A 26,729-nucleotide genomic window follows, 5' to 3' on the forward strand; every position below is an offset into this window, starting at 1 on the left:
GGGTTAAAACTTTCCGTTGAAATGGCGAATGGAAAGTTAGAACCCTCCGTCGAACCGATTTTCCGGAAATTACTGATATTCTAAACTTTTATTTAGGAAAAGCAAATTTTTTTCGTGTAAAATCCGCCCGATGAAATCAACTCGTGAAGGCTTCGGTGACGGCTTGCTCGACATTGCGGAAAAAATTCCGGCAGTCGTGGTCGTGGATGCCGATTTACGCCACTCGGTCCAGACGCTGAAATTCGCGGAAAAGTATCCGGCGCGCGCTTGGAATGTCGGCATCGCCGAGCAAAATCTGGTCGGCGTCGCGGCTGGTCTCGCGCACGGCGGCAAGATTCCCTTTGCCGCGACTTTCGCCGCTTTCTTGACCGGACTCGGCTACAACCAGATTCGTCAGTCGGTCTGCTATTCCGGAAACAATGTGAAACTCGTCGGCAGCCACGCCGGAATTTTGACCGGCGAGGATGGCGCGACCCACCAAGCACTCGAAGATTTGAGTCTCATGCGCGGCCTGCCCGGTTTGCGAGTTTATTGCCCGGCGGATTATTTCGAAGCACGCGCAATGACGCGTGCCATCGCCGCGGAGCAATCTCCCTGCTACCTCCGACTCGGACGACAAAAAGTTCCCTTCGTTTATGATGAGAAATTTGAAGCTAATTTGGGCAAGGCTGATATTTTGCGCGAAGGTAATGACGGCGTAATTTTCGCCATCGGCACGGAAGTACCCTTCGCACTCGCCGCGGCAGAAAGTTTGAAATCGCAGGGCAAAAATCTGACTGTCGTGAATGTTTCGACACTCGCCCCGCTCGACGCGGCGACAATCCTCCCGCTGCTCCAAAAATTCCAAAAGGTTTTCACTGCCGAAGATCACTCAGTGATCGGTGGACTCGGCAGCGCGATTGCCGAGCTCATCGCGGAGAATAATTGTGACTGCAAACTTACCCGCATCGGTATGACCGGCTTCGGCGAGAGTGGCACTAGTGAGGATTTGCTGAGAAAATACGGACTGGACGCCGACGGTCTCGCGCAAAAAATTTCCACTAAAATTTAGAATATGTTTCGACGCAAAAAGAAATCCCAAATACCGGCAGCCTTGGTCATCTCCGGCTTGGCACTTTTCATCACGGCGGGCGCATATGTCATCGTCAAGCTCGATGCCGTGAAGCAACGCCCGCAGGAGTTGCCGCTCGTGGAACTTGACGCGACGACAAACGCGACAGAGGAAAATTCCAATCAGTCCTTCGTTTATTTTACGCAGAACACGACCGATGCAGTTTCGACGGACCAACGCAATTGGCGCGATGCCGAGACGGTACTGATGAAATATTTCGAAGAAATTAATGCCGGCAATTACACAGCCGCCGTCGCCCTGCGCACCACTGAATTTTTGGCGAGCAGCCCTGAGGCCTACGCCGCGCAGCTTGAGAATTCGATGAAGAATGATATTTCTGGGAAATTAAAAATCACTGAGATTGAACGGATTCCGAATGAAAGCAAACTTACAACTAAGTATTTCCGTTTCCGCAAAGACGCGGTGTGGAGCTTCGACGGCACGACCCATTCCGAGATTCGCAAAGCGGCGGTCGTCCTGCGCGACGGCAAGTGGACGATTGATCTTTTTGAAATCGAGCGGAAGTTCTAATTTTCTGACAATTTCTCCTCGACAAATTGGAGAATGTTTTTTTTGAAATTGACGATATCAAATCGTTCCGCGTTTTTGACGATTGATTTCTTGACCCAGCGCTTCGCGCTCGCCCGCTGCAGCGCGTCGGCCAAGCTCGAGACTGTCTGCTCAGCGAAAAAAATTCCGGAATGATTCGGGCGCACAGTCTCGCACGCGCCACCACCGCGAAAGGCGACGACCGGGCGACCGGAAGCTTGCACCTCGACCGCAGTCAGTCCGAAGTCTTCGACCTGCGGAAATATAAGAGCACGACATTCCCGGTACATGCGCTGCAAAATTTCCTCCGAAACTTTGCCAAAAAATTGCACCGTCGGACCAGCCATCGCCCGCAGCTTCTTTTCCTCCGGGCCAACTCCGACGACGCGTAATTTCACGCCCAAAACATTCGCCGCCTGAATCGCGAGGTCGAAGCGTTTATAGGGAATCAGTCGACCCACCGCGAGAAAATAATTCTTGGCTTTTTCCTCGCTCGGCGAAAAACTTTTGGTCTCGACTGGCGGATAAATCACAGAGGAATCGCGCTGGTAATATTTTTGAATGCGCTTGCTTACGAATTCGGAATTCGCCAAAAAGTAATCGACCCGATCCGCCGCGACGCGATCCCAAATGCGCATTTTCATCAGCTGGCGCGGAATCATTTTGCGCGCGAGCCAGTTGAAATTATTTTCGTGCAAACGCAGATATTCGTGCGAACCGTCCCAGAGCGCGCGATTCGGATTGTGGCAATAGCAAATGTGCAGCGTCTCCGGCTTCGTAATCACGCCCTTGGCGCAGCCCGACGAAGAGTCCGAGATCACGAGATCAAATTCGGACAAATCGAATGACTCGACCGCCGCCGGCATGAAAGGAAAAAACAGGCGGTGGTGTTTTTTGGCAAACGGAATTTTTTGCAGATAACTCGTGCGCACATCCGCCTCGGCAAACATCGGTAAATTCTCCGGACGAAAGAAACTCGTGAAAATCGGCGCATCCGGAAAAATCTCATGCAGTGCGAGTAGCACGCGCTCCGCACCGCCGAAGTCGGTGAGCCAGTCATGGACGAGCGCGACACGGATTTTTTGAGAGTGCATTTTGAGGAATTTTAACATTCCTCAAAAAAATTACTCCCCATCTACTCTTGCTTGACGATATTTTTCGTCAATCTTTCTAAGCGCATCATCAAGCAACTTTCTCTCTCTCGAGACTGATAGTGGAAGTTGTTTTGGGTTATTGTCAGGATGTAAATTATCTCTCTGAATAAAAAATACATCTGAGACTCTCTTTGACGATCCTCCCTGTGATTTGTCTAAGCTACCCATCTTAAAATTTTAAAACCAGATTTTACCACCAAAAAACCAATCTGTCCCAACAGCCTGAATCAAATTATTCTTCAACGCGCAGCACGACTGTTTTGCCATTCACGCATTTCAGCTGATTGATTTCTTCGACCGCTTTACGGACGCGCAGTTCGGAATTTTTGTGCAGCAAAATCACGAGCGGCACCTCGCGTTTAAATTCATTCAGATCAAGCTGCAAAATGTCGCGAATGCTGAGCTCGTATTTCGCCAGCACATTTGAGATGTCGCGAATCACACCCGCCACATCCTTCACTGCGAAGCGCAGATAAAATTCGCTCTCAATCGCGTCGATTTTTTTGATTGGAAATTTTTGGAGCAATTTCTCCGGCATGCCGCGACTCGGAATCTGCGAACCGCGCGCCGCCTCGATGATATCGCCGACCACCGCCGTCGCCGTCGGCAGCGAGCCCGCACCCGGACCCGAGAGAATGATTTGACCGAGATTTTGACCATGTACCGCAATCGCATTCGTCACACCGTCAATCTTCGCGAGCGGCGAGTCAATCGGCAAGAGTGTCGGGTTCACGCGAATCTCGATTTCACCATTTTCTTTTTTCGCGATTGCGATGAGTTTGATTTTGCGATTCAGACGACGCGCGAATTCGAAGTCAGCGGCGGATAATTTCGTAATGCCTTCGATGTGAATTTTGGAAAAATCGATCTTCGCACCAAAAGCAATCGAAGCCAGCAACGCGATTTTGTGCGCCGTATCTCCGCCCTCGATGTCGAGCGTCGGGTCAGCCTCAGCGAAGCCGCGCTGCTGCGCGTCCGCGAGAACTTCGGCAAACTCGCCACCTTCATTCGCCAATTTCGTGAGAATGAAATTACAAGTCCCGTTCAGAATGCCGAAAATCTTTTCAATCTTCTCACTGGCGAGATCAGTCTTGAGCGTGCGCACGATTGGAATCGCGCCACCGACCGCCGCCTCGAAAAGCAAAAGTTTGCCTTGCTTCTCGGCCAGTGCGAAAAGCGGCTCGCCTTTTTCGGAAAGCAGCGCCTTGTTCGCTGTCACGACATGCTTGCCGTGGCTTAAAGCAGTTTCGATGAATTTCGCGGCGATGCCTGTGCCACCGACCGTCTCGACGATGATGTCGATCTGCGGATCAGCGCAGACTGCGAAGCCGTCAGTCGTGAGAATTTTCTTGTCCACTTTGACTCCGCGGTCGCTTTTCAAATCGAGGTCCGCAATCGCCGCCAGCTCAATCTTGCGACCAACTCGTTTTTCAATTTCAGCGGAATTTTTTTGCAAAACTTTGACGACACCCGAGCCGACGACGCCGAAACCGAGCAGACCGACTCGAATCGTGGAACATGAAGTTTGAAGCATGGAACAAAAAAATTAAGGCTCAACACCTTTAATTTTACCCCAAAAAAATCGAAGTTTCGATTTATGTAAATGCTAAAATCATAGCCATGAAAGAATTATGTAGCTCACTTGCGGATTGGTGGAAAGAAAAAACAACGAGCCCATTTTACGGGACTTTTTTTATGGCCTTGGTTTTTTGGAACTGGAAAATATTTTATGTTTTGTTTTTTGAAGATGCCGCAATAATCGGAGAACCAAAAATCAAATATGTTTCGGAAAATTATTTATCATTTTTATCTCATTTTAATTTCTGTCTTTGGAAGCCACTTTGTGTTTATCCGACCATAAATATTTTAGATTGGATTTTCATGATTCTTTTTCATTTAGTACCACCATTCGGAATTGCTCTTCTTCTGATTTGGATTTTCCCAAAATTTACGAACAAGCTGCATAATAAAAGTTTAGATTTTCATTTCGAGAGACAGTCCGCGTTTCGGAATAAAACTATCGAATTTGAAAAAGAAGAATCAAAAGGACTAAAAGAAATTAAAAAAGAAGTTGAGAAGCAAGCCGACACCCAAAAAGAAATTTCCGCGACAAAAACAAAAATAAAAGAATCAAAAACCCCAGAACAAATCTGGGATGGAGAATTTGAAAAATTAAAAGACAATTCCCTGTTTTCTAATTTTGGAAAACTAAAAGACTGTATTTATAGAAATTCAGGATATTGTTCTGAATCCTATAAAGATGTAATTCCATTCTTTCATGTAAATGAAATTGTTGAATATAAAAAGAACAAAGAAAATACTATTGAGCTAACAGAAAAAGGAAAATATTTTATGAAAAAATATTTGGGCTAAATTCCGGGAACTGGAAAGTCAGCTGCTAGTACCTCGACTTCTTTCTTGATTTTGGCGAGCTCGTCGGCGTTGGCGAAATTCTGTGCGACACGATCAATCCACTCGGCAATTTTCACCATCTCCGCCTCCCCCATTCCGCGCGTCGTGATCGCCGCCGTCCCGAGTCGCACGCCGCTTGGTTTCATCGGCGGGTTCGGATCGTTCGGAATTGTCGAAGCGCTGGCGGAAATTCCGGCGCGGTCGAGCGCATCGGTGAATTCTTTGCCGCCGACATTTTTATTTTGCAAATCGACAACCATGAGGTGATTGTCCGTCCCATCGGAAATAATTTTGAAACCTTTGGCAATCAATTGCGTCGCCAGAGTTTGCGCGTTTTGAATAACTTTTTTCGCGTACTCGGAAAACTCTGGCTGCAAAGCTTCGCCGAGCGCGACTGCAATCGCCGCGATGACATGCTCGTGCGGTCCACCCTGCAAGCCCGGGAAAACCGAGCGATTGATTTTCTTCGCAATTTCCTCGGTCTTCGAAAAAATGAGTGCGCCGCGTGGTCCGCGCAAAGTTTTGTGTGTCGTCGTCGTGACGACATCGAAGCCCGCTTCGATCGGCGAAGCAATCGCCCTGCCGGCAATCAGCCCAGCGACATGCGCGATGTCCGCGAAAGTCAGTGCGCCGATTTCGTCCGCGATTTGTTTGAAACGCACCCAGTCGAAATCACGCGAGTAAGCTGAAAATCCAGCCACAATCATTTTGGGTTTGTGCTCTTTCGCCAATCTTTCCACCTCGTCCATCTCGACGCGACCAGTCTCAGGATTCACACCGTACTGCACGAAATTGTAAGTTTTGCCCGTGAAATTAATCGGATGACCGTGTGACAGATGTCCGCCGTGATCGAGCTTCAATCCGAGAATCGTGTCGCCCGGCTGCACCAGCGCGAAGTAGACCGCGAGATTCGCGGGCGAACCGGACAAGGCTTGGACATTTGCGAAGTTCGCGCCAAAAAGTTTTTTCGCGCGCTCGATGGCGAGACTCTCGACCGAATCGACGACTTCATTGCCCGCGTAATATCTTTTGCCTGGATAGCCTTCGGAGTATTTGTTATTCAGCACCGAAGCCATCGTCTCGAGCACCGCCGCCGAAGCGTAGTTTTCCGAAGCGATCAGCTCCAGTCCGGACTTCTGACGAGCTTCCTCAGCGCGCAACAATTCCAAAACTTGCGGGTCGACCGTTGGCAGAAATTTGTAATCCATCTTTTAGGGAATTAAAAAAGCTTGGCAAGTGTAATGAAAACCTGTAAAATTTTCCACTAACATTTCTTCTTAATTATGAAAGAAGCAGCTAAGCCGCCTTACGAAGTTGACCGAATGCAAATCCGTTCTCTTGTTGAGGAGGTGGACAAATGGAAAGAAAAAAGTCCTAAAGTAACACTCGAAATCATTCGACTCTTAGAAGAGGGTGTCAGGAGGTGGCAGAGGGTAAAACTTTCCTGGAATTTAGTTGAAGCTTTTGTCGATGATGTTTGCACTGACCCAGAAAGCAAAGATGATCGCAGTCCGTATTGCCGAGAAAATATTCGCGCCATCTTTGAAGATCTCGAAGAACCAATCGGCTTCTAAAAAAATCTATTTCTCTACTCGTAAAATTTTCCACCTTATTTTCTAATTTTTTATTTATAAATGTCTAAAGATATTTCTCTGCACGATAAGGAAGCCGCAACAGCTGATTACGAAATCCTGGCGACACAAGTGCGCTTTTTGATTGAATTAATCAAAAACTGGAAAGTCGAACGCAATGAATCCAGAGACGCAATAGTCGGGATTATGGAAACAAGCCTGAGTGAAAAGCGAAAAGCTTATATTCCACGAGAATTAGTTGAACAATTTATTGACGAACGAGTCGCCGCGCTGGAGAAAATTAACTCGGATAATATAGACAACGACATACGCCAAACCATGCGGAGAATATTTTCAGAATCAAATAGGCGCCTGCCATATAAAAAACCAAGAGGCGAAATCGATTCCAATCTCCTGGCGGCACTCAGAGATAATCTACCCAGAGATCTTCTTAAAAAATACAAGAAGCTTTTAGCCTAAGCGTAAAACGACCGAGCTACGCCGCAAATTCGAAGCTTGCGGTTTATGGTCGGAAAAAATTTACAATCCATTGTTTTCGGAATTAAAAAAGCTTGGCAGACGCAATGAAAATCTATAAAATTCTCCACCTTTAAAAATCATTTGCAATGGAAAGAAGACTTACGGCAAGAAAAACCCGGCAACTCAAAAAACCCGGCTACGAAATCCACCATTCTTATACAGACTTTTTGCTTGAAGAAGTGGAGTCCAGAAAAGACAAAAGCCCTAAGGTCAGCCTTGAGATTATTCGACTTTTGGAAGACGCGAGAGAAAAAAGCAAAAAAGTAATTCTTTCCTGGAATCTGGTCGAGTCTTTTGTCGATGATCTTTGCGAAAATAAAAAAGAAGAGGAAATGCAAAAAAACTGCCGACGAAATATTCGCGCCTTGTTTGAAGGTCTTGAAGATTCTCGTTACTCGCTTTACTCGTTTTCCTAAAGTCCATCTTTTTGCGCTTAGCTCATCTACCTCGCAGACGATGAATTAAGCCGCGAGGTCAAGCTCGGAAATCGAAATGCTCAGCTCAAGAACCTGCACAATTTCATCGCGGCGATTTTTTTCGGCAACCTTAAAACCAATAATTTCAGCTTTTTCTCCCACCGAAGCAAAAGCACTTCCGATAACCCGACGAGTCTCGTCCACAAATTGACTGAGTCTTTTGGCTGCCAACTCTGTGTCGCCCCGAAGATGCGAGGGAAGGACAAGATTCAAATTAAACAACTGCAAATTCTCTCCTTCTGGGGCTTGATCCAAAATATCTTGGAATGATTCGACCTCAACCATTGCTTCGGTAGCTAAATTTCGCAAACTCATATTTCAAATTAAATCTGGAAACAAGTTTAACCGAAAATTTAATTTTGCTAAAATTCCGACGATGAAAAATCGAGGAATATTTTGGGGCGCGCTCACAGGAATCGTTTTTCTCGACATCCTGACGAAGTTTGGCGCACAAAAATATCTATTCGTACCGCACAAAATTCTGCCGTTTTTGAAATTGGAGTTTGTCGAAAATTCCAATCTCGCTTTCGGCATCGAATTCCCGCGCGTCTGGATCATCCTGCTCTCGCTCGTTGCACTTGGTATACTCGGAAATATTTTCGTGAAAAATGTCCGCAAAACCTCTAAAATTGGTGCATTCGCATTTGGCATAATTTTCGGTGGAGCCCTCGCGAATCTCGGCGAAAGAATTATTTTCGCCCATGTCACCGACTTCGTCGCCCTCAGCATCATTCCGAATTTCAATCTCGCCGACACGGCGCTCACGCTCGGTGTCGCCACTCTCATCGCCTTTCATTCCAAAATTTTCAAGAAAAATTAACCCACCTGCGATGCCATTTATTCCGCCGCGCGAAGTTCATTTCCCACTTTTCTTTTTCAAGTCGCTCGCAGGCATCGGCATCGGCTCAATCGGAATGCTGATCTTGTTGATTTTTGTGTTGCTCGGCGTTGACACCTTCGGCAGCCAAGGAGTTTCCGGACCATTTTTGACTTTCGCCACGGTCGTGATGGGGCTCATCACGGCACTCATCACAAATTGCTTTGGTGTTTTTATTTTTGCGATCATCGACCGTGAAAAATACGCCGACACGCGCAAAGTCTTGATGAACATAATCTCCTTAAATATTTTAATTTTTCTTTTTCTTTTGCCAGCTCATTTTCTCGCAGTTATTAGCTCTGGTGAAGACTTGAGATTAGTAATGCTCGTCGCGACAATTCAGCTCGTTGCTTCGGCATTCGCGAGCATGTTCATCCTCGAGCTTTCGAATTCACAAGGGAGCCGCCAAAATCTCATCACAATTTATGGCATCGTATTCGCAATTTTAGCGACTCTCGTGGCGAATGCGTTGATTTATCAACTTGGTCAGGCGGCGTCAACCACTGCCGAGCTTGCGACTGGTAGCGGTGGCGGCAAAGGCATCACGATAATTTTGTTCGCAATTCTCCCAACAATTTGGTTTTTCTTCGGCGCATTCACGACTATGATTGAAATGCTTTACCATTGGATTTACCAAACTTGGGGTCAAGATCCTTTAAATGATTAATTCTAACGAAAATCCCGAAAAAAAATCCGGCGGCAAATTACTCGCAGGACTTATAATCGGCGGTGCTATCGCCTCGGTTTTGGGTATACACCTCACACCCAAGAAAACACAAAATCTTTTAAAGAAAAAAGCACGCAGGATTTGGGGCAAAATTGAGGACAAAATTCACGAGCTCGAAGAAAACGAAGAATGAGTCTCGAAAGCCTGAATCCGATTGACGATGAAAGCGGCGGCAGTAAAGCTACTGAGATTTCCGACGAAGTTTTTCGCGAGCAAATTCGCAAAACCCAAAAGGCGCAAAAGGCGCTGAAAAAAGCGGAAGGCAAAGCGCGCGCCAAGGATGACCGTCTGGCGAAAGTGATTGGCAAGTTTCTGCAAACGCGCTCGAATACTGCCGCGATGATTTTGATTTCACGCTGCCTTGATCACAATATCCCAGCTGGTTTGATTCTCGGAATTCTCGCACTCGTCGAGGTCGAGGCACAGAAAGAATTCGAGGTCGTACTCGGCGAAAACGCGCAGATCCTAATCGCACCCAAAGTCGGCGAACGCACGCTCGTCGCGCATACTGACTTCCCGCCCGAAGTGAAAAATGCGCTCGATGTGTGGAGCTTCGGCTTACTCGAATTCGGGCTGACCCAGCCGGCGCGCCTGCTCGCGACTGCCGTCTCACCCGAAGGTGAGCTTTTCCCGAGCCTCGTGAAGCTGACTACTTTCGTGACGCGTGATTTTTTGGTGGAACGGAAGATTGAGCTGGAATTCACGCGCATCGAACAATTCGCGGACTTCATTTTGAAATCAGTGTTGCTCAAGATCAAAAACCAAATCGAAGCGACCAAAAGCCTTGGTGGCGGTGAATTCTAATCTCCAAGCTAATTCGAGATTTGAGCTGTACAGAATTTTCGAATATCTTCAATGTTCTAGGGGTAATTTTTAATTCTTAATTTTGTAATTTTTAAATAAATCTTAATTTCTAATTTTTAAAAATTTGGATTTGGGACTTATTTATAAAATTAAAAATTGTAAAAATTTAAAAATTTGTAGCCTTCCGTCAGTTCAATTAACCCACCACTTTACACCAGCGCGATTTTAGAAAATCCACTCAATGACTTGGCGACTCAACGACCCTCCGAACCCAATGACCAATGACTTAACAACCGACCACCCTTCATGCTCAATGTTCCATGCTCCATGCTCCATGTCGCTGAGTTTTGACGAAATAAAAATTTACCCGTAGAATCCGTCGGCTTTTTCGCGGTTCGCGGAAATCGTGAGAAAGCTTTTATTTTTTAACCCACCGCACAATGAGTAAAAAAGATAATCGCGCGATGGCTGCGCTTTTGGCCGAGGACGAAATCCCCGCGCCACCACAACCCGGACAGCCGGTCACCGGCAAGGTTGTGAACATTTCGAACAACCGGATTTTGGTCGAAATCAACGGCACTTACACCGGTATCATCGCTGGTCGCGAGGCAATCGACGGTTTCGATACAGCGAAGAAATTGGTCGAGGGTGACGATGTCACGGCTTATGTCGTCGAGGAAGAAAATGCCGACGGCTACTATGTCCTAAGTCTGCGCAAAGCGAGTCGTGAAAAAGCCTGGGTAAAATTGCAGGAAATGCGCGACACGGACGAGACAATCGATGTCACGATTCGCGAAGCAAACAAGGGCGGACTCATGACTGAATTCAACGGCATCCGCGCTTTCATCCCGGTGAGCCAGCTCGCACCCGAGCACTACCCGCGCGTGAATGGTGCCAACGCCAGTGAGATTTTGTCGAAGCTGGCGAAATTCGTCGGCGAAAAATTCACCGTCCAGGTCCTCACCGCCGAACCAGACGAGAATAAATTAATTCTGTCGGAAAAAGCCGGACTTGCGAAGAAGCGCACCGCCGCCATTGCGAAGCTTTCGGTTGGTCAGAAAATTTCCGGTAAAGTGACGGGCATCGTCAACTTCGGCATTTTCATCATGTTTGGTGACGGACTCGAAGGGCTCGTCCACCTCTCCGAAGTCGCGTGGGGCAAAGTAACGGACGCAGCGAATTACGCACGCGTCGGTGAAGATAAGGAGGCAGTCGTCATCGGCATCAGCCCAGACAAAATTTCGCTTTCGATGAAACGACTCACGACTGATCCGTGGCTGAAAAATATTGAGCAGTTTTCAGTCGGCGATACTGTCAATGGCACAGTCGAAAAAATCACACCTTTCGGCACGCTCGTGCAATTGACCGACGATGTGAGCGGACTCCTGCACACCTCGGAAAATGAGGAAAAAATTGAATTCGCAGTCGGCGACGCAGTGACGGCGAAAATTATTGAAATCAATCCAGACGACCACCGTATCGCGCTTTCGGTGAAAGATCTCGACAACGCCGCTAAACCGAAAAAGCCTTCCGCAAAAAAGACCGAGAAGAAAGCTGACACAGAAGAAGCTGGTGAGGAAAAACCGAAAAAGAAAAAGTCCGCAAAAGATGAATAAGCGGTGAACTAAATCCTGAAATCAATACGACTTAAAAGGCTTTCTCTGACTTGACAGAAAGCCTTTTTTTTCGTAAATTGAGTCCCTTTTCGCGCGGCAATGCCCACTCTCAAATTTTCAAAAATCGCCTTCGCCCTGCTCGTCTGCGCAGCCGTCGCCATCGGCACGCACACTGCGCTCGGATTTTTCGCAGAGGAAAAACTGTACCCGGTCGAAAATGTACCCACGCTTGAGCTGCCGATAATTTTTGCCAGCGAACCACCGCAAGCCGCCAATCGCTTCATCCCGGATTTGCCGAAAACAACAACCGTCCAACGACCACTCAGCGATGTCAAAAATCTTGCTGCCAAATTTGACGCCCGCAACTTGAAAATCGAGCTACTCGCGAGTGAACCAATCGTCGGTGCCACCGAGGTCGAGAGCTGCAAATCCTTGGTCGAAAGCACGCTCGCCGCTCTACCAGCTGATTTGACTAGCTCGCTCGAGGAAATGAAATTAATTTTTGCCAAACGCAATCCGCGTGGACTCGCAAATTCGCGCCTCATCGAATTACGCTGCGGAGAAATCAGTGACGATGAAGTCGTAGCGGTGCTCGTTCACGAGCTCGGTCACATCGTCGACCTTGGAAAATTAAAAGGTGACTCGCTCGCACCGAGCGAATTCGTCGACGGCAAAATTCCTGTACCAGCCAATGACCCAAGCGTCACATTTTATCAGCTGAGCTGGCGCAACGAGAGCGAAAAAAATTATCTCGCCGACCGCAAAGACTTCGTCAGTGGCTATGCCATGACTGATCCGTTTGAAGATTTCTCGGAAAGCTTCAATTTTTATGTACTCCACGGCGCCGATTTTCGCGCCGTCAAAAACGAGAGCTCTATATTGACTGCTAAATACGATTTTTTAAAAAACAAGGTTTTCGCCGGAATCGAATTCGAAAGTAAGCGCGCGACGAAACCCGGCAAGCGCGTTTGGGACGCGACGCTCGTCGAATTCGACCGCGCGGAGTTTTTCGCGCGCGGCTGAATTATTGTCCGTAGGTCGGGGCGACCGCTCGCACTGCCGTCTGCAAATTCGGTGTGAATTCGATTTCGTAAGCGAAAGGTTCATTACCCGCCGACAATTTTTTGTCCATCGGCTGAGTGTTCACGCGTCGCGGCGCCACCCAAGCGTCAGCTGAAACGATTAAATTACTGCCATACATCTTGAGACCAGTAATTATAAGCGAATTCGTCGTGCCACTCGGCTCACGCGCCGAGAGGAAAGTCGCCGCCTGCACACCACCGTCAGCCGGATTAATCTTCGTGACGACCGCAATCTGGTGTCCGCTGCCAATACCATAATCCGACAGCCAACCCAGACGGGTGAAACGACGGAAATCGGAAGTGATATTTTCCTCAATGCCGCGCGAAGTGAAGACGACGAAAGCCGAATTCGCATCCGTCCACAAAATTCCGTAAGCCAAACTTTCATCAGACGAAGTTTCGTAATCACGGCGCACCCAATTTTGCCTGCCATTGGTGAAGCTCACGACGACCGGATTGTAATTGAGCGGCGCGAGCACTTCGTAGCCGACATAGATTTTGCTGTTATTGAATGTCGCGAATGCGCCACCGCTGCCCGCCACTGCCGACTCATTCGCGAGATCGACACCAGTGAAATTCGCCGCGATACCAACCGCAGTATTCGGTTTGGCGGGAATAATCGTCGGTGTAATCACGCCAGAAGACCGCCCCAAAACATTTTGGAATTCGGAAATAAATTTAGTCAGACTGGAATCAAAATTATGGAAGCCAAGTAACGCAAAGTGTTTTTGAATTGTCTTAATTGCAGCAACATAATCTTGCGGAGTCGCGAAATAATAAGTACCACCGTTAAATTCGAGTGCGGGCTTAAGCATCCACACACCATTCGTAATTTGCCATTTACTGAGTGCTAAATTACTATTCTGCGCGTTTGCAAAATCAAGCGTTGAGCTAATGATCGTCGCCGGCTTGGTTCGTGTATCGAATCCAGCGATGAGACCAAAAGTGAATTTGCTTGCGCCAGATTTTTTGATGACGAGCGTGCGGTAAATCATTTGGGCGACTTCACCGCGTGTGATTTTTGTGCTGGCTGCGAAAGTCGTAGCATCCAGCAAATTCCGCGCGCGCACCGTATTCGCATATGGCGCGTACCACACATTGGAATTCACATCAGAGAAATTCTCCGAATCATCGAGCGCGAGCCCGAGCGCATTCACGATGATTTTCGCCGCTTCGGCCCGATTGACCTCCGCACCCGGTCGAAATTTGCCGTCAGTGTAGCCGCTGAGCCAATTCGAATTTTTGGCAAAACAAACGAACCGTGCGTACCACTCGTTCGCAACATCATCGAAACAAGATTTGAATTCGCGCACGCTCGGACTCTCACCGCGCGCACCGACGACAATTTTCGCGAGCTCGGCGCGAGTAATCCGCTGCTGCGGTTTGAATTCTCCGTCGGAAAATCCGCTCACGACTCTCTGCTTCGCGAGATAATCAATCGCTGTTTTATATCCGTTATCCGAACTGACATCGGAAAAAGCGAGCGCACTCGAGCACGCAAACAGCGTTGCCGCGAGTGTCACAAAAATTTTGCGCATAGGATTGAATTAAGGCTAACTATTTTGACACAATTATTTTGAATTGCAATACCTCCGCAAAACTAAATATGACCAACTTGATCGCCTCGATTAAATCAAAAATTTTCGCACTTGAGCTGAAAATACGCCGGCGGATGACCACAGCTCGGACAGTGTTCCGGTGGCGTCAAGCCGCGATGCGTGTGACCGCATTTGCGACAAACCCACTCGACCTCTTCGACCTTTTTGAAAATAGAATTATTTTCGAGCACCGCCAGCAATTTCTTGTAGCGCTCCTCGTGGTGCATCTCCGCCTTGGCAATCGCCCGCAACCGCGCCGCAATTTCTGGGAAACCTTCTTTTTCAGCTGTCGCCGCAAATTCGGGATACATCGCCGTGTGTTCGTGATTTTCGCCCGCAATTGCCGCCCGCAAATTTTCCGCAGTCGCCGCGAAAATCGTCGGTGCACCCGCTTCAACTTTAATCTCGGACAAATCTTCAGCTGAATTCTTTTTCAGATCCTGAATCATCCGCATGAGCCACTTCGCGTGCTCAGACTCCTGCGTCGCAGTCTCTTCGAAAATCGCAGCGATTTGTTCGAAGCCTTCTTTTTGCGCTGTCTTCGCGTAAAAAGTGTAGCGGTTGCGCGCCTGGCTTTCGCCGATGAAAGCCTTCGCGAGATTTTGGATAGTTTCGTTCATGTGTGAAATTAAGAGGAAGTTAATTTTAACCTCCCGATTTTGATTTGGGAAACGCCAAAAATTCACTTGCAATTCCTACCTGGTACCTATACCATAGGTACTGGTATTAATAAATTTAACTAAACTTATCATGGCTCACAACACCGCCAAAACAACAATCGCTTTAAAAAAAGCCAAATCCTCACTCGAAAAAGTTTTCCGAATGATTGAGGAGGACAAATACTGTATCGACATCATTCAGCAAAATCTGGCGATTATCGGGCTGCTCCGCAGCGCGAACCAGAGCTTACTCGACGGACATGTGAATGGCTGCATCAAAGATGCCATCAAGAAAAATAATACTAAACGAACAGATGAAATGATGGTCGAACTACTCAAGGTAATCAAGATTGCCCAAAGCAAATAATTTTTAAATTTTTAAAATGTCCAAAGAAATTTTTCACATCGCCGGTATGCACTGCAAAAGCTGCGAGGTTTTATTGGAAAATGAACTACGCAAATTAGGCGATGTCCAGAAGTGTGAAGTTTCACACCGTAGCGGCTCGGCCGAGGTTCGCTGCGTCGACGCAGTTCCGCGGCAAAAGATTATCGAGATTATCAAGCGCTGCGGCTATCAGGTCGTTACGACGGGAGAGAAAAATCGTGCGCCACAGTCAAAAAAAACTTGGCGCGACTATCTCCAAATTATTTTAATAATCATCTGTGTGACTATCGGCGCGTTCTTGATTAATAAAATCGAGATCGCGAAATTTTTTCCTGACTTCGGCAGCCAAGTGAATGTCATGATTGCCCTGCTGCTCGGAGTAGTTGCTTCGCTTTCGACCTGCCTAGTTTTAGTCGGCGGTATCGTACTGAGCTTCGGCAATATGTATCCCGTGCGCGAAGACGCGCGGTATCCTTTTTGGAGTCGCGCGCTTCCCCACATTTATTTTCACTTTGGTCGCATCGGCGGATTTATCTTGCTCGGTGGTATTCTGGGATTAATTGGCAGCAAGCTCGATTACTCAGCTACCTTCACTGGCTACTTCATAATCCTAATTGCAATCGTAATGCTCTATATAGGTCTGCAAATTTTAGAAATCTTGCCGAATATCACCAAGCTCGGTTTTCATTTGCCTAAAAAATTCTCGCATAAAATCAATCAACTCCAAGCTAGTGATCACCGTCTAGCACCCATCCTCATTGGCGCGCTGACTTTTTTCTTGCCCTGCGGCTTCACGCAGTCAACGCAGCTGGCAGCAGTCGCTTCGGGCAATTTTCTTACTGGCGCAGCAATCATGGGCGCTTTCGCGCTCGGAACTCTTCCGGCGCTCCTGGCGGTCGGCATCGGCTCCAGCTACGCGAAGAAACAGAAATTTAATTTGCTCAATCGAGTAATCGGCGTCATTATAATTTTCTTCGCTCTTTACTCGCTCAATTCTGGCCTAGTTTTGACTGGCTCAAGTTTCACTTTGGATTTCTGGAAAAACGGCAACAACGCGACAGTGCTAGCGAGCGTGACTGATAATAATTCGACCATTGGCGCGATACAAACAGTCAAAATGAATGTAGATTGGGATTTCAGCCCGACGGAGTTCCGTGTAAAAAAAGACGTGCCTGTGCGTTGGGAAATCACGGGCATCAATGTCACCGGCTGTTCGAATGAAGTCGTGATTCCTAAGCTTGGTCTCAGCAAAAAATTAAAGGAAGGTCTGAACATCTTGGAATTCACTCCGACTGAGTCGGGCAATCTACCATTCTCCTGTGGAATGGGAATGCTAAATGGTCACTTCATCGTGACTGATTAATTTAATTTTCAAAATGCCAAAAATAATTCTCAAAATCACGGGCATGACTTGCGCCAGCTGCGCGAAATTAAATGAACATGCCTTACTAGCAGTTTCAGGCGTGAGGGCGGCGAATGTAAATATTGCTACGAATAAAGCCACTGTCGAGTTCGACGAACAAATTACGAGTCTCGCAAAAATCATTCAGGCAATTGAAAAAGCCGGTTATGGCGCACACGAACTGAGTGAACATGATCACAATCACGCCGCCATGGAAGATGCGCGCGAAGATCGCAAAACGCGCAACCGTTTCCTCGGCTCAGCGCTACTCACCCTACCGGTTTTTTCGACGATGCTCTTCGGTGAATTAAAACTCGGCAGCGAAATCCTCGGCATAGATTTATTGATGTGGGCTCACGCGATTCTGACCGCCATCGTGGTCTTCGTGTTCGGCTGGCACTTTCACCACAGCGCCGAGAAGAAGCTCTTGAGACTAAGCTTCAACATGGACAGTCTGGTCTCGCTCGGAACTTTGACGGCCTTGATTTATAGTCTTTGGGCGATGTTCGCCGGACAAGCCGTTTATTTCGAAGCGGCCGCCGCAATCATCACGCTCATCAATCTCGGCAAATGGCTGGAAGCGCGCAGCAAAGGTCGCGCCGGTCAGGCACTGCAAAAATTACTCGAGCTCGGTGTGAAAAAAGCGCGCGTGTTGCGCGGTGGCAAAGAAATCGAAATGCCAATTGAAGAAATCCAGGTCGGCGACATCCTGCATGTGAAAGCCGGCGAAAAAATTCCGCTGGATGGCGTAATCATCGCAGGCGCAGCAGCGCTCGATGAAAGTATGCTGACGGGCGAAAGCATGCCGGTGACGAAAAAAATTGGCGACGAAGTTTTTGGTGCGACACTGAATCAAGATGGCAGTCTCCAAATTCGCGTGCTCAAAGTCGGCGACGAAACCGTGCTCGCCCAAATTATCAAAATGGTGGAAGAAGCGCAGGGCTCGAAAGCGCCGATTCAAAAGCTCGCCGATAAAATTTCAGGAATTTTTGTACCAATCGTCATGGTGATTGCGCTGCTGACTTTTTTGGTTTGGCATTTCCTGACTGGCAATCTCGAAATGAGCATCATTCCTGCCGTGGCAGTGCTCGTGATTGCTTGTCCTTGTGCGCTCGGACTCGCCACACCGACCGCTATCATGGTCGGCACCGGTACAGGCGCGAAGAATGGAATCTTAATCAAAAACGGCGAAACACTGGAAAAATCGAATCAAATCGATGTCGTGATTTTCGACAAGACTGGCACGCTGACCGAAGGCAAGCCCAAAATTACCGACATCATTCCATTTAATTTTCCGGAAGAAAAATTACTAAAGGTCGCTTACAGTCTCGCGAAACTTTCGCATCATCCGCTTTCACAGATGGTCGCGCAATACGGTGATGAGCGCAAAATTAAATCCGCCGAGCTGATTAACTTCAAAGAAATCAGCGGGCAAGGAATCATCGCCGAATGCCGCGAACACCAAACCAGCGTGCGTCTGGGCAATGAAAAAATGCTGCAGGCTGGCAAAATCGAAATCGAGACACAGGCTGACGCTGTAATTCACAAACTCGCGACTGAAGGTAAAACTCCCCTCCTCATCGCTCACGGCAATCAGCTAATCGGCGTGCTCGGTCTGATGGACACGGTCAAAGCGGATTCCGCAGAGGCGATTCGGAAGCTCAATCAATCAGGCATTGAAACTGTGATGCTGACCGGTGACAATCAGCACACAGCCGAAGCTATCGCCGCACAGCTCGGCATCAAAAAAGTCATTGCGGAAATCTTGCCCCAAGCGAAAGCAACCGAAGTGCAGAAATTGCAAGAAGCCGGACACAAAGTCGCCTTCGTCGGTGACGGTATCAATGACGCGCCGGCTCTGGCGCAGGCTGATCTCGGAATCGCGATGGGCACTGGCTCGGATATCGCGATCGAAGCTGGGAACATCGTCCTAATGCAAGGCTCTCCAGCGAAAGTTTTTTCTGCGCTGACGCTGTCGCAAAAGACCTTCCGCATCATCAAGCAAAATTTATTTTGGGCTTTTGTTTACAATGTAATTGGCATCCCCATCGCCGCGCTGGGATTATTGAATCCAATCTTCGCGAGTCTCGCCATGTCGCTGAGCTCGGTCTCGGTCATTTCGAATAGCCTCCGAATCAGGAGATTTAAGCTGTAGTTTTTAAGATGGGGTGGCTGATGGGTTTTGAACCCACGACCTCCAGGACCACAACCTGGCGCTCTAACCAACTGAGCTACAGCCACCATACCGAAACCATGAACCCGCCGATTTTAGCGAAGATTCGTCCGCAACTCCAAACCAAAATCGCATTATCCCCATAGCTGCTTTTGGCAAAAAATCTTTTGGTGAAGACCTCAAATAATTTTATCGCCCGAAATTTTAGCACCCTCACTTCTGAGCTTGCGAATTTTTTCCTCTTTGCCGAGATTAAAACCACCGACCTTTCCATTCGAACAAATGACACGATGACACGGAAAATTTGGGTCGTGATTCGCGCGCATGATGCTCCCCACTGCTCGTGCACCATTTTTGTTGCCCGCCAACTTCGCGACCTCGCCGTAACTTCGCACTTCCCCGCGCGGAATCCGCGCGACCACGGCGCGAACTTTTTGCGTGAAAGTTTTTAACATTCCAAATCCAAAACCGCGCCGCGATCCGCCGAGCTCGCGAATCTTTGGTAGCGCGCCAGCCAGCCTGTTTTGATTTTCGGGATGAAGGGTTTCAGTTTTTTGAGGCGCGCAGAAATTTCTGCCGCCGGGACTCGAAGCTCGAGCTTGCCAGCTGGAATGTCGATCGCAATCAGATCGCCATTTTTGACGACCGCAATCACGCCACCCGCCGCCGCTTCCGGCGAAATGTGCCCGATGCACGCGCCGCGCGTCCCGCCCGAGAAACGGCCATCGGTCAAAAGCGCAACTTTGTCGCCGAGCCCCATGCCGACAATCGCCGCCGTCGGCGAAAGCATCTCGACCATGCCCGGACCACCACGCGGACCTTCGAAACGAATCACGACGACATCACCCGCTTTGATTTTGCCAGCCAAGATTGCGGCGAGCGAAGCTTCTTGTGAATCAAAAACTTTCGCTTTGCCTTTGAACCTCAACATTTTCGGATCGACGCCACCCGACTTCACGACCGAACCCTTGGGTGCGAGATTGCCGAAGAGCACTTTGAGCGCGCCTTCCGGTGAAATCGGATTCGTGAGTGGATGAATAATTTTGGTGTCACGAATCTTCGCACCCGCGATTTGCGATTTCAGGCTACCGGAAATAGTTTTCGCGGTCAGGTCGAGCACGCCCGGTTTTTTGGCAAGCTCGGCGATGATTGCCGACACGCCGCCCGCACGATCGAGATCCTCGATGTGCACGGTCGGATCACTCGGGGAAATTTTCGCGAGGTAAGGCGTCTTTTTCGCAATCTCGTTAATTCTTTTCAGCGGATAATCGATGCCACCCTCGGCGGCAATCGCCGGTAAATGCAGCGTCGTATTCGTCGAGCCGCCAAGCGCGACATCGACGGCGAAAGCGTTGTCGAAAGCTTTTTTGGTGACAATGTCACGCGGGCAAATGTTTTTTTTCACCAGCTCGACAATCTTCGGACCGGTCGCGCGGTACAATTTTTCCCGGCGCGGATCGACGGCGAGAATCGTGCCATTGCCCGGGAAAGCCAAGCCTAAAACTTCCGCGAGACAATTCATCGTGTTCGCGGTGAACATCCCCGCACAGCTCCCCTCAGTCGGACAAGCTTTGTCTTCCAATTCGTCTAAATCTTTTTGCGAAATCTTCTTCTGCTCGAAGGCACCGACGCCCTCGAAAACGGAAATCAGGTCGCAACTTTTGCCACCGCACTTCCCCGCTGCCATCGGACCACCCGAGACATAAAGTGCCGGCAGATTGAGCCGCAGCGCCGCCATCAGCATGCCTGGCACGGTCTTGTCGCAATTGCCAATCAAAACCAAACCATCAAGCAAATGCGCCTCTGCCATCGTCTCGACCGAATCGGCGATCAACTCACGGCTCGGCAGTGAAAAATGCATACCGCGGTGACCCATCGCGATGCCGTCGCAGACCGCAATCGTATTGAATTCGAAAGCGACACCGCCGGCTTTTTCGATTGAGTCTTTGACTATGCGCCCGACTTTTTGGAGGTGGACATGTCCCGGCACCGTCTCGGTGAATGAATTGGCGATGCCGATGAATGGTTTTTTCAGGTCAGCCTTGCCGACACCACAACGGCGCAGAAGGGAACGATTGCCCGCCGTCTCGACCGCAGTTTTGAGATAATCAGAGCGCATAATTTAAGGATTAAATTTGACTTTTGAAATAGCTTGAGACTAAAATAACAGCGTTTCTCCACGAGGCGGACTAGTCTGCAAGTCAGTTTGCAGGAAGATCCGTCTCTTCTTTTGTCATACCAATTTTAGATTTTTTGTCGTGCAGTGTCGCAATTTTCTCGATGGGAATGACTTTCCTAAACAGTGAAGAAAAGTTAGCGTAATTCGGCACGAGCAACTTTTGGAGTTTATCTTTTTGCTGCAGATATTCCACCAAACAGGCGAAATCACCATCACCGCTCACGATTACGGCTCGCCTGTAATTCGGAAATTCAATCATCGCGTGCAGCACGAGCTCGGCATCGCAATTACCTTTCACCTCTTTCGTGCCGAAACTGACCGTCGGCTTGAAAATAAGTCGGTAGCCGATGCGCTCCAAAAAATCATAAAAGCTTTTGTTTTCTTCGATGAAACCAACAAAAATAAAAGCCTCTTTGACTGCATATTTATCGCGTAAAAAGGTTTGAAATTTTTTCCAATCAATCACAAAACCGACGCGTTGCAGCTCTCGATAAACATTCTGACAATCAACGAAAGCGTAATTTTCGAGCGGCTTCTGCACTCGGCAATTTTACTCCAAAAAAAACTTAGTCCCGAATCAAAAGCTCTTCTTCTGGTCGGATGGTCGTGTCTTTTTTCAGCTCGTCGGACGGATCATAGCGATCGAGATTTTTTTCGCCGATTTTTTTAATGACTTTTTCGACGGCTTTACCGAGCGGGATGACTTCCTGCACGCCGGACGCCATATCGCGCAAAATAATTTTGCCTTCACGCACCTCGACTTCACCCAAAATCAGCGCGTATTTCACGCCAAATTTGTCGGCTTTGCCGAGCTGATCTTTCATCGAAGCTTTGCCAAGCGCGCCGAGTGCATGCACACCGCGTCCACGCAATTCGGTCAAAATCTGCAGAGCGACTTTCTTCGCACCGAAGCCGAGCTGCGCGACGAAAATATCAATCTGATCTTTGTCGGGTGCCAGCATCCGGGAAGCTTGCATCAATTCGATGATTCGCTCGACTCCGCCAGCGTAGCCGCACGCCGCGGCGGCAGTGCCGCCGAGCTGCTCGACTAGTCCGTCGTAGCGTCCGCCCCCACCGACGGAATTTTGCGCGCCGTCCGATTCATTCCAAAATTCGAAAACCGTCCGCGCATAATAATCGAGTCCGCGCACGAGCTGCGGATTTTCCGTGTATTTAATGTCAACCGCATCAAGTAATTCCAGCACTTTTTGGTGGTGGTCTTTGCAGTCGTCACAAATCACATTTTCAAATTTCGGGGCGTTTTCTGCCAGAATCCGACAGTCTTCATTTTTGCAATCGAGAATACGCAGCGGATTTTCCGCCAAACGGCGCACGCAATTCGCACAAAGACTGCGCTCCTTGCCGATGAAATAGTCACGCAGCTGATTGGAAAATTTTTCGCGACACTTCGGGCAGCCGATCGTGTTGATTTGGAGCTTCAATTTGTCCGCGATGCCGAGATCTTCGTGAATCGTCGCCGCGAGCTGTATGATTTGAGCGTCGATACCTGGATCCGGCTCACCGATGACTTCGAAGCCGAATTGGTGGAATTGACGATAGCGACCTTTTTGGGGTCGATCGTGGCGAAAAAACGGCTCAATGTAATAAAGCTCGACTGGCTGCGGCAGCTGATTCATGCCGTGCTGGATGTAGGCGCGGACGATTCCCGCCGTCCCCTCCGGACGCAACGCGTACTCGTCACCGTCTTTCTTGGTCGCGAATGTGTAAAGCTCTTTCTCCACAATATCGGTCTGCTCACCCACACCGCGCGTGAATAGATTTTTTAATTCAAAAACTGGCGTGGAAATACGGCGGAAACCAGCCTGACGCGCCCGGTGTCGCACGACCTTCTTGATTACGGTGAAATACGCGTGCTCTTCGGGCAAAATGTCGTGCACGCCGCGCGGCGCCTGAAACTTTTCTGGTTTGGAGACCTTTTTCTCTTTGGACATTAAAAAAAGATTAATACGAGCTTGGTAGATTTTACCACTTAAACCCGAATCTCGAAACTGCCTTACGACTCGAGTTAAGGAGAATTTTCCAATTTTCAAGTCACAGCCAGCGGTTGAGTCGTTGAGTCTTGAATTTTCTTTCGTAAATTCCGTAAATTAGAAATTCCCTCTGTGTTTCGTGTTTCGTGCTCCATGTTTCTGAGTTGTGAGATTCACAAAATTCAAGCAACTAAAGCTTGAAAAGAAAGCTCACTTGTGATAAAATGACCAGAAATCAAAACTAAAAAAATGCGTCCAAACAAAATTTTTCCGTTTATCGCGTCGGTTTTCCTTTTCGCGGCACTCAGCCAAACCGCAGTTTTTGCCGCAGAAGCTGAGATCGCTACGGCGGATAGTCTGGATAATCCGCCAGTTGCCACTTTCGTCGCGAACAATTCCTCGGCGGATGAAGCCGAAGTCGCCGAACTCAAGAAAACGCTCGCCGATTTGCAGATTCAGCTGAGCAGCATGCGTAGCGGCATGCAGGATTTACAGGCGAAGTGGGTCGAATCCGAAATGAAAAATCTGCAGGCGCAGCTCGCGGCACTCCGCGGCAGCACTGCCACCGCCATGCCGACGACATTCAGCGCACCAGAAGAGACAAGCACTGTGCCAGCGCCGGACGAGACAACGGTCAAAGTGACGAGCCTCGAAGATTTTGTCGGTTTCCCCATCGACCAATCCGATGACAAAGCTGCGACGACAGAAGCAACGACGCAAGACGGCACCGAGGTTAATTCCATTTTAAAAACCGCCGATGCTGAAATCGCTAAATTGGAGGCGATTCTCGCAGCCAAAAAAGCACTCAACGAAGATGAGTCAGCGCACGCAGAGGTTACGAAAAAAATCGCAGAGCTGAAAGCTGCGCGCAGCAAGCTCGCAGAAATTTCTATCAAAGATGCAGTGGAAAAATTGGCGGACGCAGAGCCGGATGCCAAAGTCGCACCTGCGACTTCTGCGAGTTCGAACATCATCGCGCAAGCCGATGGTGCCGTACTGTTCCAATTCCCGCGGGCAATATCTCGCACGGCAGACACAGCCGCAGAGCCAAGCGGTTTCGATGCCGGCAATCTAACTGCCGATGTGCTCGCCGCTGCCACAAAAAATGATTCTCGGCGCAATGCCGCACCACACGCGGAATGGAGCATCTTTTCCGAAACAAGTCTCGCGATTTTCACGACGGCACTCCTAATCGGAATCGTGGTCTTCGTGACTTGGCTGCTCCGCAACGAGCGCCGCTTGCTCGCCGCGACGAGCCGAAGATTCCAGCAGCTTGATCAGAGACCCAATTTCGACCTAGGAATCCACACAAAAAAATCGGCACAAATTAAAAATAACCCCCGTGGCAAAAACATCATCCAATGAACGAAGTCAATTTAACACCCGATCTGATCGACCGAACGGGCGATGCGCTACACCGCGTCGCGAGCGTATTTAATGGTGAACATCTTCCTTTCTTAGCTCTCGCGGTCGTCCCAGTCGTGATTTGGTTGTGGTTATTTTTGAGCCATAAACGCGAGAATCGCTTTTTGACCTTCGCGATTTTCTTGGCAGGTATGCTCGCTGTCATTCCGATTTTTATTTTTCAATACGAAATCGCCCGCATCGAAGAAGGCCTCAAAGGCTTGCTGGAAAATCTCGTACTCACGACCGCGCTCACGGGTCTCTGGGTCGGATTTTACGAAGAGACTGCCAAAATGTGGATCGTCAAACTGACCGGCAGGAGTTTTTTCCGAGATATCGACGACGCAATCATCCTCTCAATCACGGTCGCGCTCGGCTTTTCTTTCATCGAAAATGTTTTGTATTTTTATTCCATCTGGAACAACGCCGGTATCGATGAATCCATGCGCTGGTTTTATGTAGTTTTCCGCTCGCTCGGCTCGATGCTCCTTCACATCATCGCGAGTGGTATCTTCGGCTATTATTTCGGAATCGCCTGCTTCGCCAAGCCGGTCTTGATCGACAAACTTTCACAAGGCAAACGCTTCATTTTCACAAAACGAATTCACCAAATTTTACATCTCAAGAGTGAAACAGTTTTCCGAGACGAGAAAATTTTCGAAGGCTTGATCATCGCCGCCTCAATCCACGCTGTGTTCGACTTTTTGATGGGCATGAGCCAGTACTTCACAGATGCCGGAAGCTCGGGAATCGCCCGGATTTGGCTGCTGCTCGCAATCCCCTTCTTGGTCGGCGGATTCTTTTGGCTCACCTACCTGCTCGACAAAAAAGAGGATCACAAAACTTACTGCGAAGTCGGCGAACCTGATCCCCTCGATAAAAGTGAGTGCAAAAATGACGGAGTCAAACGCCCGTAAATTACCCGAATCTCGCAACTCAGGAACATGAAGCATGAAGCATGAAGTGAATTTTCAATTTACGGAATTTACAAATTTTCAAATAAAACTCAACGACTCAAAGACTTATCCACTCAACGACTTAACGACTTAACGACTTAATTCTCCAAACTTCGAAAAGCTGTTAAAATTCCGCAGCTTTAATTTTTTGAAATGGAAAAGAAAACTGCCACACTACGCCTGAAAAAAGGTCTCGCCGAAATGCTCAAGGGCGGCGTCATCATGGATGTCGTGAATCCGGCGCAAGCCGTGATTGCGGAGAAAGCCGGTGCAGTCGCAGTGATGGCGCTCGAACGCGTGCCTAGCGATATTCGCAAAGACGGCGGCGTGGCGAGAATGTCCGACCCGAAGATGATTCGCGTAATTCAGAAAGCGGTGACGATTCCCGTCATGGCGAAAGTCCGCATCGGACATTTTGTCGAGGCGCAGATTTTGGAAGCACTCGCAGTCGACTACATCGACGAGTCGGAAGTTCTCACACCGGCCGATGAACAATTTCATGTCGATAAATCCCAATTTAAAATTCCCTTCGTCTGCGGCGCAACCAATCTCGGTGAAGCAGCACGCAGAATCGCGGAGGGTGCAGCGATGATTCGCACGAAAGGCGAAGCCGGAACAGGCAATGTCGTCGAGGCGGTGCGTCACATCCGGACAATCAATGCGGAAATCGCGGCGTTGCAAAAGATGTCACCAGCGGCGGTGAAAAAATACGCAGCAGCAATCCGCACACCGCTCGCACTCGTCGCAGAAATTAAAAAGCTCGGTCGCCTGCCAGTCGTGAATTTCGCCGCAGGTGGAGTCGCGACACCAGCCGATGCCGCGCTCCTGATGCAGCTCGGCTGCGACGGTGTCTTCGTCGGCAGCGGAATTTTCAAATCAAAGAATCCCGCCAAAATGGCGCGCGCCATCGTCCTCGCGACGATGAATTTCCGCGATGCGAAAATCATAGCGCAGGTTTCCGAGGGACTCGGCGAAGCGATGAAAGGTCTGGAAATCTCAACACTCACGACGAAACTAGCCGGACGCGGCTGGTGAGATAGTCTCTAGCTGATAGTTGTTAGTT

The 26,729-nt window shown here is 48.8% G+C and carries 28 protein-coding genes and 1 tRNA gene; 18 read left to right on the forward strand and 11 right to left on the reverse strand.

What is annotated here, in order from left to right:
- Positions 1-130: 130 nt before the first annotated feature.
- Positions 131-1,051: a transketolase C-terminal domain-containing protein gene (locus WCV72_02065; GenBank protein MFA6458155.1), complete on the forward strand. Its 921-nt coding sequence runs from the start codon at positions 131-133 to the stop codon at positions 1,049-1,051.
- Between the two features lie 3 nt (positions 1,052-1,054).
- Positions 1,055-1,642: a hypothetical protein gene (locus WCV72_02070; GenBank protein ID MFA6458156.1), complete on the forward strand. Its 588-nt coding sequence runs from the start codon at positions 1,055-1,057 to the stop codon at positions 1,640-1,642.
- Here WCV72_02070 and WCV72_02075 read toward each other — a convergent pair.
- On the reverse strand, positions 1,639-2,754 hold the full coding sequence (locus tag WCV72_02075) for a glycosyltransferase (protein MFA6458157.1): 1,116 nt from the start codon (positions 2,752-2,754) through the stop codon (positions 1,639-1,641). The two genes, WCV72_02070 and WCV72_02075, sit on opposite strands and share 4 nt — an antisense overlap.
- Positions 2,755-3,046: 292 nt before the next feature.
- Positions 3,047-4,348: a homoserine dehydrogenase gene (locus WCV72_02080; GenBank protein MFA6458158.1), complete on the reverse strand. Its 1,302-nt coding sequence runs from the start codon at positions 4,346-4,348 to the stop codon at positions 3,047-3,049.
- Positions 4,349-4,434: 86 nt separating this feature from the next.
- Here WCV72_02080 and WCV72_02085 point away from each other — a divergent pair, with 86 nt between their 5' ends.
- A complete protein-coding gene (locus WCV72_02085) occupies positions 4,435-5,187 on the forward strand; it encodes a hypothetical protein (GenBank protein MFA6458159.1) in 753 nt (250 codons plus the stop codon).
- On the opposite strand, the gene glyA is transcribed toward WCV72_02085, so the two are convergent.
- Positions 5,184-6,434: a serine hydroxymethyltransferase gene (gene glyA / locus WCV72_02090; protein MFA6458160.1), complete on the reverse strand. Its 1,251-nt coding sequence runs from the start codon at positions 6,432-6,434 to the stop codon at positions 5,184-5,186. The two genes, WCV72_02085 and glyA, sit on opposite strands and share 4 nt — an antisense overlap.
- A gap of 75 nt (positions 6,435-6,509) precedes the next feature.
- Between glyA and WCV72_02095 the strand changes: the two genes are divergently transcribed.
- The 3 genes from WCV72_02095 (at position 6,510) to WCV72_02105 (ending at position 7,753) form a co-directional block, all read left to right on the forward strand.
- Positions 6,510-6,800 (forward strand): hypothetical protein, encoded by a 291-nt coding sequence (locus WCV72_02095; protein ID MFA6458161.1) that lies wholly within the window; start codon positions 6,510-6,512, stop codon positions 6,798-6,800.
- A 60-nt stretch (positions 6,801-6,860) separates the two neighbouring features.
- Positions 6,861-7,277: a hypothetical protein gene (locus WCV72_02100; GenBank protein ID MFA6458162.1), complete on the forward strand. Its 417-nt coding sequence runs from the start codon at positions 6,861-6,863 to the stop codon at positions 7,275-7,277.
- A 146-nt stretch (positions 7,278-7,423) separates the two neighbouring features.
- On the forward strand, positions 7,424-7,753 hold the full coding sequence (locus tag WCV72_02105) for a hypothetical protein (protein MFA6458163.1): 330 nt from the start codon (positions 7,424-7,426) through the stop codon (positions 7,751-7,753).
- Between the two features lie 45 nt (positions 7,754-7,798).
- Here WCV72_02105 and WCV72_02110 read toward each other — a convergent pair whose 3' ends face one another.
- Positions 7,799-8,128, reverse strand: a complete 330-nt coding sequence (locus WCV72_02110; protein ID MFA6458164.1) for a hypothetical protein — start codon at positions 8,126-8,128, stop codon at positions 7,799-7,801.
- A 61-nt stretch (positions 8,129-8,189) separates the two neighbouring features.
- On the opposite strand from WCV72_02110, the gene WCV72_02115 reads away from it, so the two are divergent.
- The 6 genes from WCV72_02115 to WCV72_02140 all read left to right on the forward strand — a co-directional run bounded on the left by WCV72_02115 (position 8,190) and on the right by WCV72_02140 (position 12,860).
- Positions 8,190-8,633 (forward strand): signal peptidase II, encoded by a 444-nt coding sequence (locus tag WCV72_02115; GenBank protein MFA6458165.1) that lies wholly within the window; start codon positions 8,190-8,192, stop codon positions 8,631-8,633.
- A gap of 10 nt (positions 8,634-8,643) precedes the next feature.
- Complete coding sequence (locus WCV72_02120) at positions 8,644-9,357, forward strand: hypothetical protein (protein MFA6458166.1); 714 nt, start codon at positions 8,644-8,646, stop codon at positions 9,355-9,357.
- A complete protein-coding gene (locus WCV72_02125) occupies positions 9,350-9,550 on the forward strand; it encodes a YtxH domain-containing protein (protein ID MFA6458167.1) in 201 nt (66 codons plus the stop codon). The genes WCV72_02120 and WCV72_02125 overlap by 8 nt, the downstream gene beginning before the upstream one ends.
- The gene (locus WCV72_02130; protein ID MFA6458168.1) at positions 9,547-10,221 is read left to right on the forward strand and encodes a hypothetical protein; all 675 of its coding nucleotides are present in this window, start codon (positions 9,547-9,549) and stop codon (positions 10,219-10,221) included. The genes WCV72_02125 and WCV72_02130 overlap by 4 nt, the downstream gene beginning before the upstream one ends.
- Positions 10,222-10,661: 440 nt before the next feature.
- Complete coding sequence (locus tag WCV72_02135) at positions 10,662-11,837, forward strand: S1 RNA-binding domain-containing protein (protein MFA6458169.1); 1,176 nt, start codon at positions 10,662-10,664, stop codon at positions 11,835-11,837.
- A 99-nt stretch (positions 11,838-11,936) separates the two neighbouring features.
- A complete protein-coding gene (locus tag WCV72_02140) occupies positions 11,937-12,860 on the forward strand; it encodes a hypothetical protein (protein MFA6458170.1) in 924 nt (307 codons plus the stop codon).
- A 1-nt stretch (position 12,861) separates the two neighbouring features.
- Here the strand turns inward: WCV72_02140 and WCV72_02145 are convergent, their stop codons facing one another.
- Both WCV72_02145 and WCV72_02150 read right to left on the reverse strand, forming a co-directional pair.
- Entirely contained in the window at positions 12,862-14,457 is a 1,596-nt protein-coding gene (locus WCV72_02145) for an S-layer homology domain-containing protein (protein ID MFA6458171.1), read from the reverse strand.
- Between the two features lie 95 nt (positions 14,458-14,552).
- Positions 14,553-15,137 carry a rubrerythrin family protein gene (locus WCV72_02150; protein MFA6458172.1) on the reverse strand — a complete coding sequence of 195 codons (585 nt, stop codon included), beginning with the start codon at positions 15,135-15,137 and terminating at the stop codon, positions 14,553-14,555.
- A gap of 130 nt (positions 15,138-15,267) precedes the next feature.
- On the opposite strand from WCV72_02150, the gene WCV72_02155 reads away from it, so the two are divergent.
- From WCV72_02155 to WCV72_02165, 3 genes are read left to right on the forward strand one after another with little or no spacing between them, the layout of a single operon-like run.
- Complete coding sequence (locus WCV72_02155) at positions 15,268-15,543, forward strand: metal-sensing transcriptional repressor (GenBank protein ID MFA6458173.1); 276 nt, start codon at positions 15,268-15,270, stop codon at positions 15,541-15,543.
- A gap of 16 nt (positions 15,544-15,559) precedes the next feature.
- The gene (locus tag WCV72_02160; GenBank protein MFA6458174.1) at positions 15,560-16,924 is read left to right on the forward strand and encodes a sulfite exporter TauE/SafE family protein; all 1,365 of its coding nucleotides are present in this window, start codon (positions 15,560-15,562) and stop codon (positions 16,922-16,924) included.
- Between the two features lie 13 nt (positions 16,925-16,937).
- Positions 16,938-19,118, forward strand: coding sequence for a heavy metal translocating P-type ATPase (locus tag WCV72_02165; GenBank protein ID MFA6458175.1), 2,181 nt, complete (start codon positions 16,938-16,940; stop codon positions 19,116-19,118).
- Between the two features lie 9 nt (positions 19,119-19,127).
- On the opposite strand, the gene WCV72_02170 is transcribed toward WCV72_02165, so the two are convergent.
- The 5 genes from WCV72_02170 to hisS all read right to left on the reverse strand — a co-directional run bounded on the left by WCV72_02170 (position 19,128) and on the right by hisS (position 23,267).
- Positions 19,128-19,204: transfer RNA gene (locus tag WCV72_02170), tRNA-His, on the reverse strand.
- A 111-nt stretch (positions 19,205-19,315) separates the two neighbouring features.
- Positions 19,316-19,591: an MGMT family protein gene (locus tag WCV72_02175; GenBank protein MFA6458176.1), complete on the reverse strand. Its 276-nt coding sequence runs from the start codon at positions 19,589-19,591 to the stop codon at positions 19,316-19,318.
- A complete protein-coding gene (gene ilvD / locus WCV72_02180) occupies positions 19,585-21,255 on the reverse strand; it encodes a dihydroxy-acid dehydratase (GenBank protein MFA6458177.1) in 1,671 nt (556 codons plus the stop codon). The genes WCV72_02175 and ilvD overlap by 7 nt, the downstream gene beginning before the upstream one ends.
- 82 nt (positions 21,256-21,337) lie before the next feature.
- Positions 21,338-21,856, reverse strand: a complete 519-nt coding sequence (locus WCV72_02185) for an NYN domain-containing protein (protein MFA6458178.1) — start codon at positions 21,854-21,856, stop codon at positions 21,338-21,340.
- Positions 21,857-21,881: 25 nt separating this feature from the next.
- The gene (gene hisS, locus WCV72_02190; GenBank protein MFA6458179.1) at positions 21,882-23,267 is read right to left on the reverse strand and encodes a histidine--tRNA ligase; all 1,386 of its coding nucleotides are present in this window, start codon (positions 23,265-23,267) and stop codon (positions 21,882-21,884) included.
- 288 nt (positions 23,268-23,555) lie between these two features.
- Between hisS and WCV72_02195 the strand changes: the two genes are divergently transcribed.
- The 3 genes from WCV72_02195 to pdxS all read left to right on the forward strand — a co-directional run bounded on the left by WCV72_02195 (position 23,556) and on the right by pdxS (position 26,701).
- Positions 23,556-24,671, forward strand: a complete 1,116-nt coding sequence (locus WCV72_02195) for a hypothetical protein (protein MFA6458180.1) — start codon at positions 23,556-23,558, stop codon at positions 24,669-24,671.
- Entirely contained in the window at positions 24,668-25,627 is a 960-nt protein-coding gene (locus WCV72_02200; protein MFA6458181.1) for a PrsW family glutamic-type intramembrane protease, read from the forward strand. The genes WCV72_02195 and WCV72_02200 overlap by 4 nt, the downstream gene beginning before the upstream one ends.
- A gap of 192 nt (positions 25,628-25,819) precedes the next feature.
- Positions 25,820-26,701 carry a pyridoxal 5'-phosphate synthase lyase subunit PdxS gene (gene pdxS / locus WCV72_02205; GenBank protein ID MFA6458182.1) on the forward strand — a complete coding sequence of 294 codons (882 nt, stop codon included), beginning with the start codon at positions 25,820-25,822 and terminating at the stop codon, positions 26,699-26,701.
- Positions 26,702-26,729 lie beyond the last annotated feature (28 nt).

It is taken from the genome of Patescibacteria group bacterium, from assembly GCA_041665585.1.
Taxonomy (GTDB): domain Bacteria; phylum Patescibacteriota; class Gracilibacteria; order JAHISY01; family JAHISY01; genus JAHISY01.

Excerpts from the sequence above, each read along its gene's own strand:
- WCV72_02095 (MFA6458161.1), top strand. The coding sequence starts at position 6,510 with ATGAAAGAAGCAGCTAAGCCGCCTTACGAAGTTGACCGAATGCAAATC.
- WCV72_02165 (MFA6458175.1), top strand. The coding sequence starts at position 16,938 with ATGCCAAAAATAATTCTCAAAATCACGGGCATGACTTGCGCCAGCTGC.
- WCV72_02065 (MFA6458155.1), top strand. The coding sequence starts at position 131 with ATGAAATCAACTCGTGAAGGCTTCGGTGACGGCTTGCTCGACATTGCG.
- WCV72_02085 (MFA6458159.1), top strand. The coding sequence starts at position 4,435 with ATGAAAGAATTATGTAGCTCACTTGCGGATTGGTGGAAAGAAAAAACA.
- WCV72_02200 (MFA6458181.1), top strand. The coding sequence starts at position 24,668 with ATGAACGAAGTCAATTTAACACCCGATCTGATCGACCGAACGGGCGAT.
- WCV72_02105 (MFA6458163.1), top strand. The coding sequence starts at position 7,424 with ATGGAAAGAAGACTTACGGCAAGAAAAACCCGGCAACTCAAAAAACCC.
- WCV72_02175 (MFA6458176.1), bottom strand. The coding sequence starts at position 19,591 with ATGTTAAAAACTTTCACGCAAAAAGTTCGCGCCGTGGTCGCGCGGATT.
- WCV72_02145 (MFA6458171.1), bottom strand. The coding sequence starts at position 14,457 with ATGCGCAAAATTTTTGTGACACTCGCGGCAACGCTGTTTGCGTGCTCG.
- WCV72_02130 (MFA6458168.1), top strand. The coding sequence starts at position 9,547 with ATGAGTCTCGAAAGCCTGAATCCGATTGACGATGAAAGCGGCGGCAGT.
- WCV72_02115 (MFA6458165.1), top strand. The coding sequence starts at position 8,190 with ATGAAAAATCGAGGAATATTTTGGGGCGCGCTCACAGGAATCGTTTTT.
- WCV72_02125 (MFA6458167.1), top strand. The coding sequence starts at position 9,350 with ATGATTAATTCTAACGAAAATCCCGAAAAAAAATCCGGCGGCAAATTA.
- WCV72_02100 (MFA6458162.1), top strand. The coding sequence starts at position 6,861 with ATGTCTAAAGATATTTCTCTGCACGATAAGGAAGCCGCAACAGCTGAT.
- hisS (MFA6458179.1), bottom strand. The coding sequence starts at position 23,267 with ATGTCCAAAGAGAAAAAGGTCTCCAAACCAGAAAAGTTTCAGGCGCCG.
- WCV72_02080 (MFA6458158.1), bottom strand. The coding sequence starts at position 4,348 with ATGCTTCAAACTTCATGTTCCACGATTCGAGTCGGTCTGCTCGGTTTC.
- WCV72_02155 (MFA6458173.1), top strand. The coding sequence starts at position 15,268 with ATGGCTCACAACACCGCCAAAACAACAATCGCTTTAAAAAAAGCCAAA.
- WCV72_02195 (MFA6458180.1), top strand. The coding sequence starts at position 23,556 with ATGCGTCCAAACAAAATTTTTCCGTTTATCGCGTCGGTTTTCCTTTTC.
- WCV72_02160 (MFA6458174.1), top strand. The coding sequence starts at position 15,560 with ATGTCCAAAGAAATTTTTCACATCGCCGGTATGCACTGCAAAAGCTGC.
- ilvD (MFA6458177.1), bottom strand. The coding sequence starts at position 21,255 with ATGCGCTCTGATTATCTCAAAACTGCGGTCGAGACGGCGGGCAATCGT.
- pdxS (MFA6458182.1), top strand. The coding sequence starts at position 25,820 with ATGGAAAAGAAAACTGCCACACTACGCCTGAAAAAAGGTCTCGCCGAA.
- WCV72_02150 (MFA6458172.1), bottom strand. The coding sequence starts at position 15,137 with ATGAACGAAACTATCCAAAATCTCGCGAAGGCTTTCATCGGCGAAAGC.
- WCV72_02075 (MFA6458157.1), bottom strand. The coding sequence starts at position 2,754 with ATGCACTCTCAAAAAATCCGTGTCGCGCTCGTCCATGACTGGCTCACC.
- glyA (MFA6458160.1), bottom strand. The coding sequence starts at position 6,434 with ATGGATTACAAATTTCTGCCAACGGTCGACCCGCAAGTTTTGGAATTG.
- WCV72_02070 (MFA6458156.1), top strand. The coding sequence starts at position 1,055 with ATGTTTCGACGCAAAAAGAAATCCCAAATACCGGCAGCCTTGGTCATC.
- WCV72_02140 (MFA6458170.1), top strand. The coding sequence starts at position 11,937 with ATGCCCACTCTCAAATTTTCAAAAATCGCCTTCGCCCTGCTCGTCTGC.
- WCV72_02135 (MFA6458169.1), top strand. The coding sequence starts at position 10,662 with ATGAGTAAAAAAGATAATCGCGCGATGGCTGCGCTTTTGGCCGAGGAC.
- WCV72_02110 (MFA6458164.1), bottom strand. The coding sequence starts at position 8,128 with ATGAGTTTGCGAAATTTAGCTACCGAAGCAATGGTTGAGGTCGAATCA.
- WCV72_02120 (MFA6458166.1), top strand. The coding sequence starts at position 8,644 with ATGCCATTTATTCCGCCGCGCGAAGTTCATTTCCCACTTTTCTTTTTC.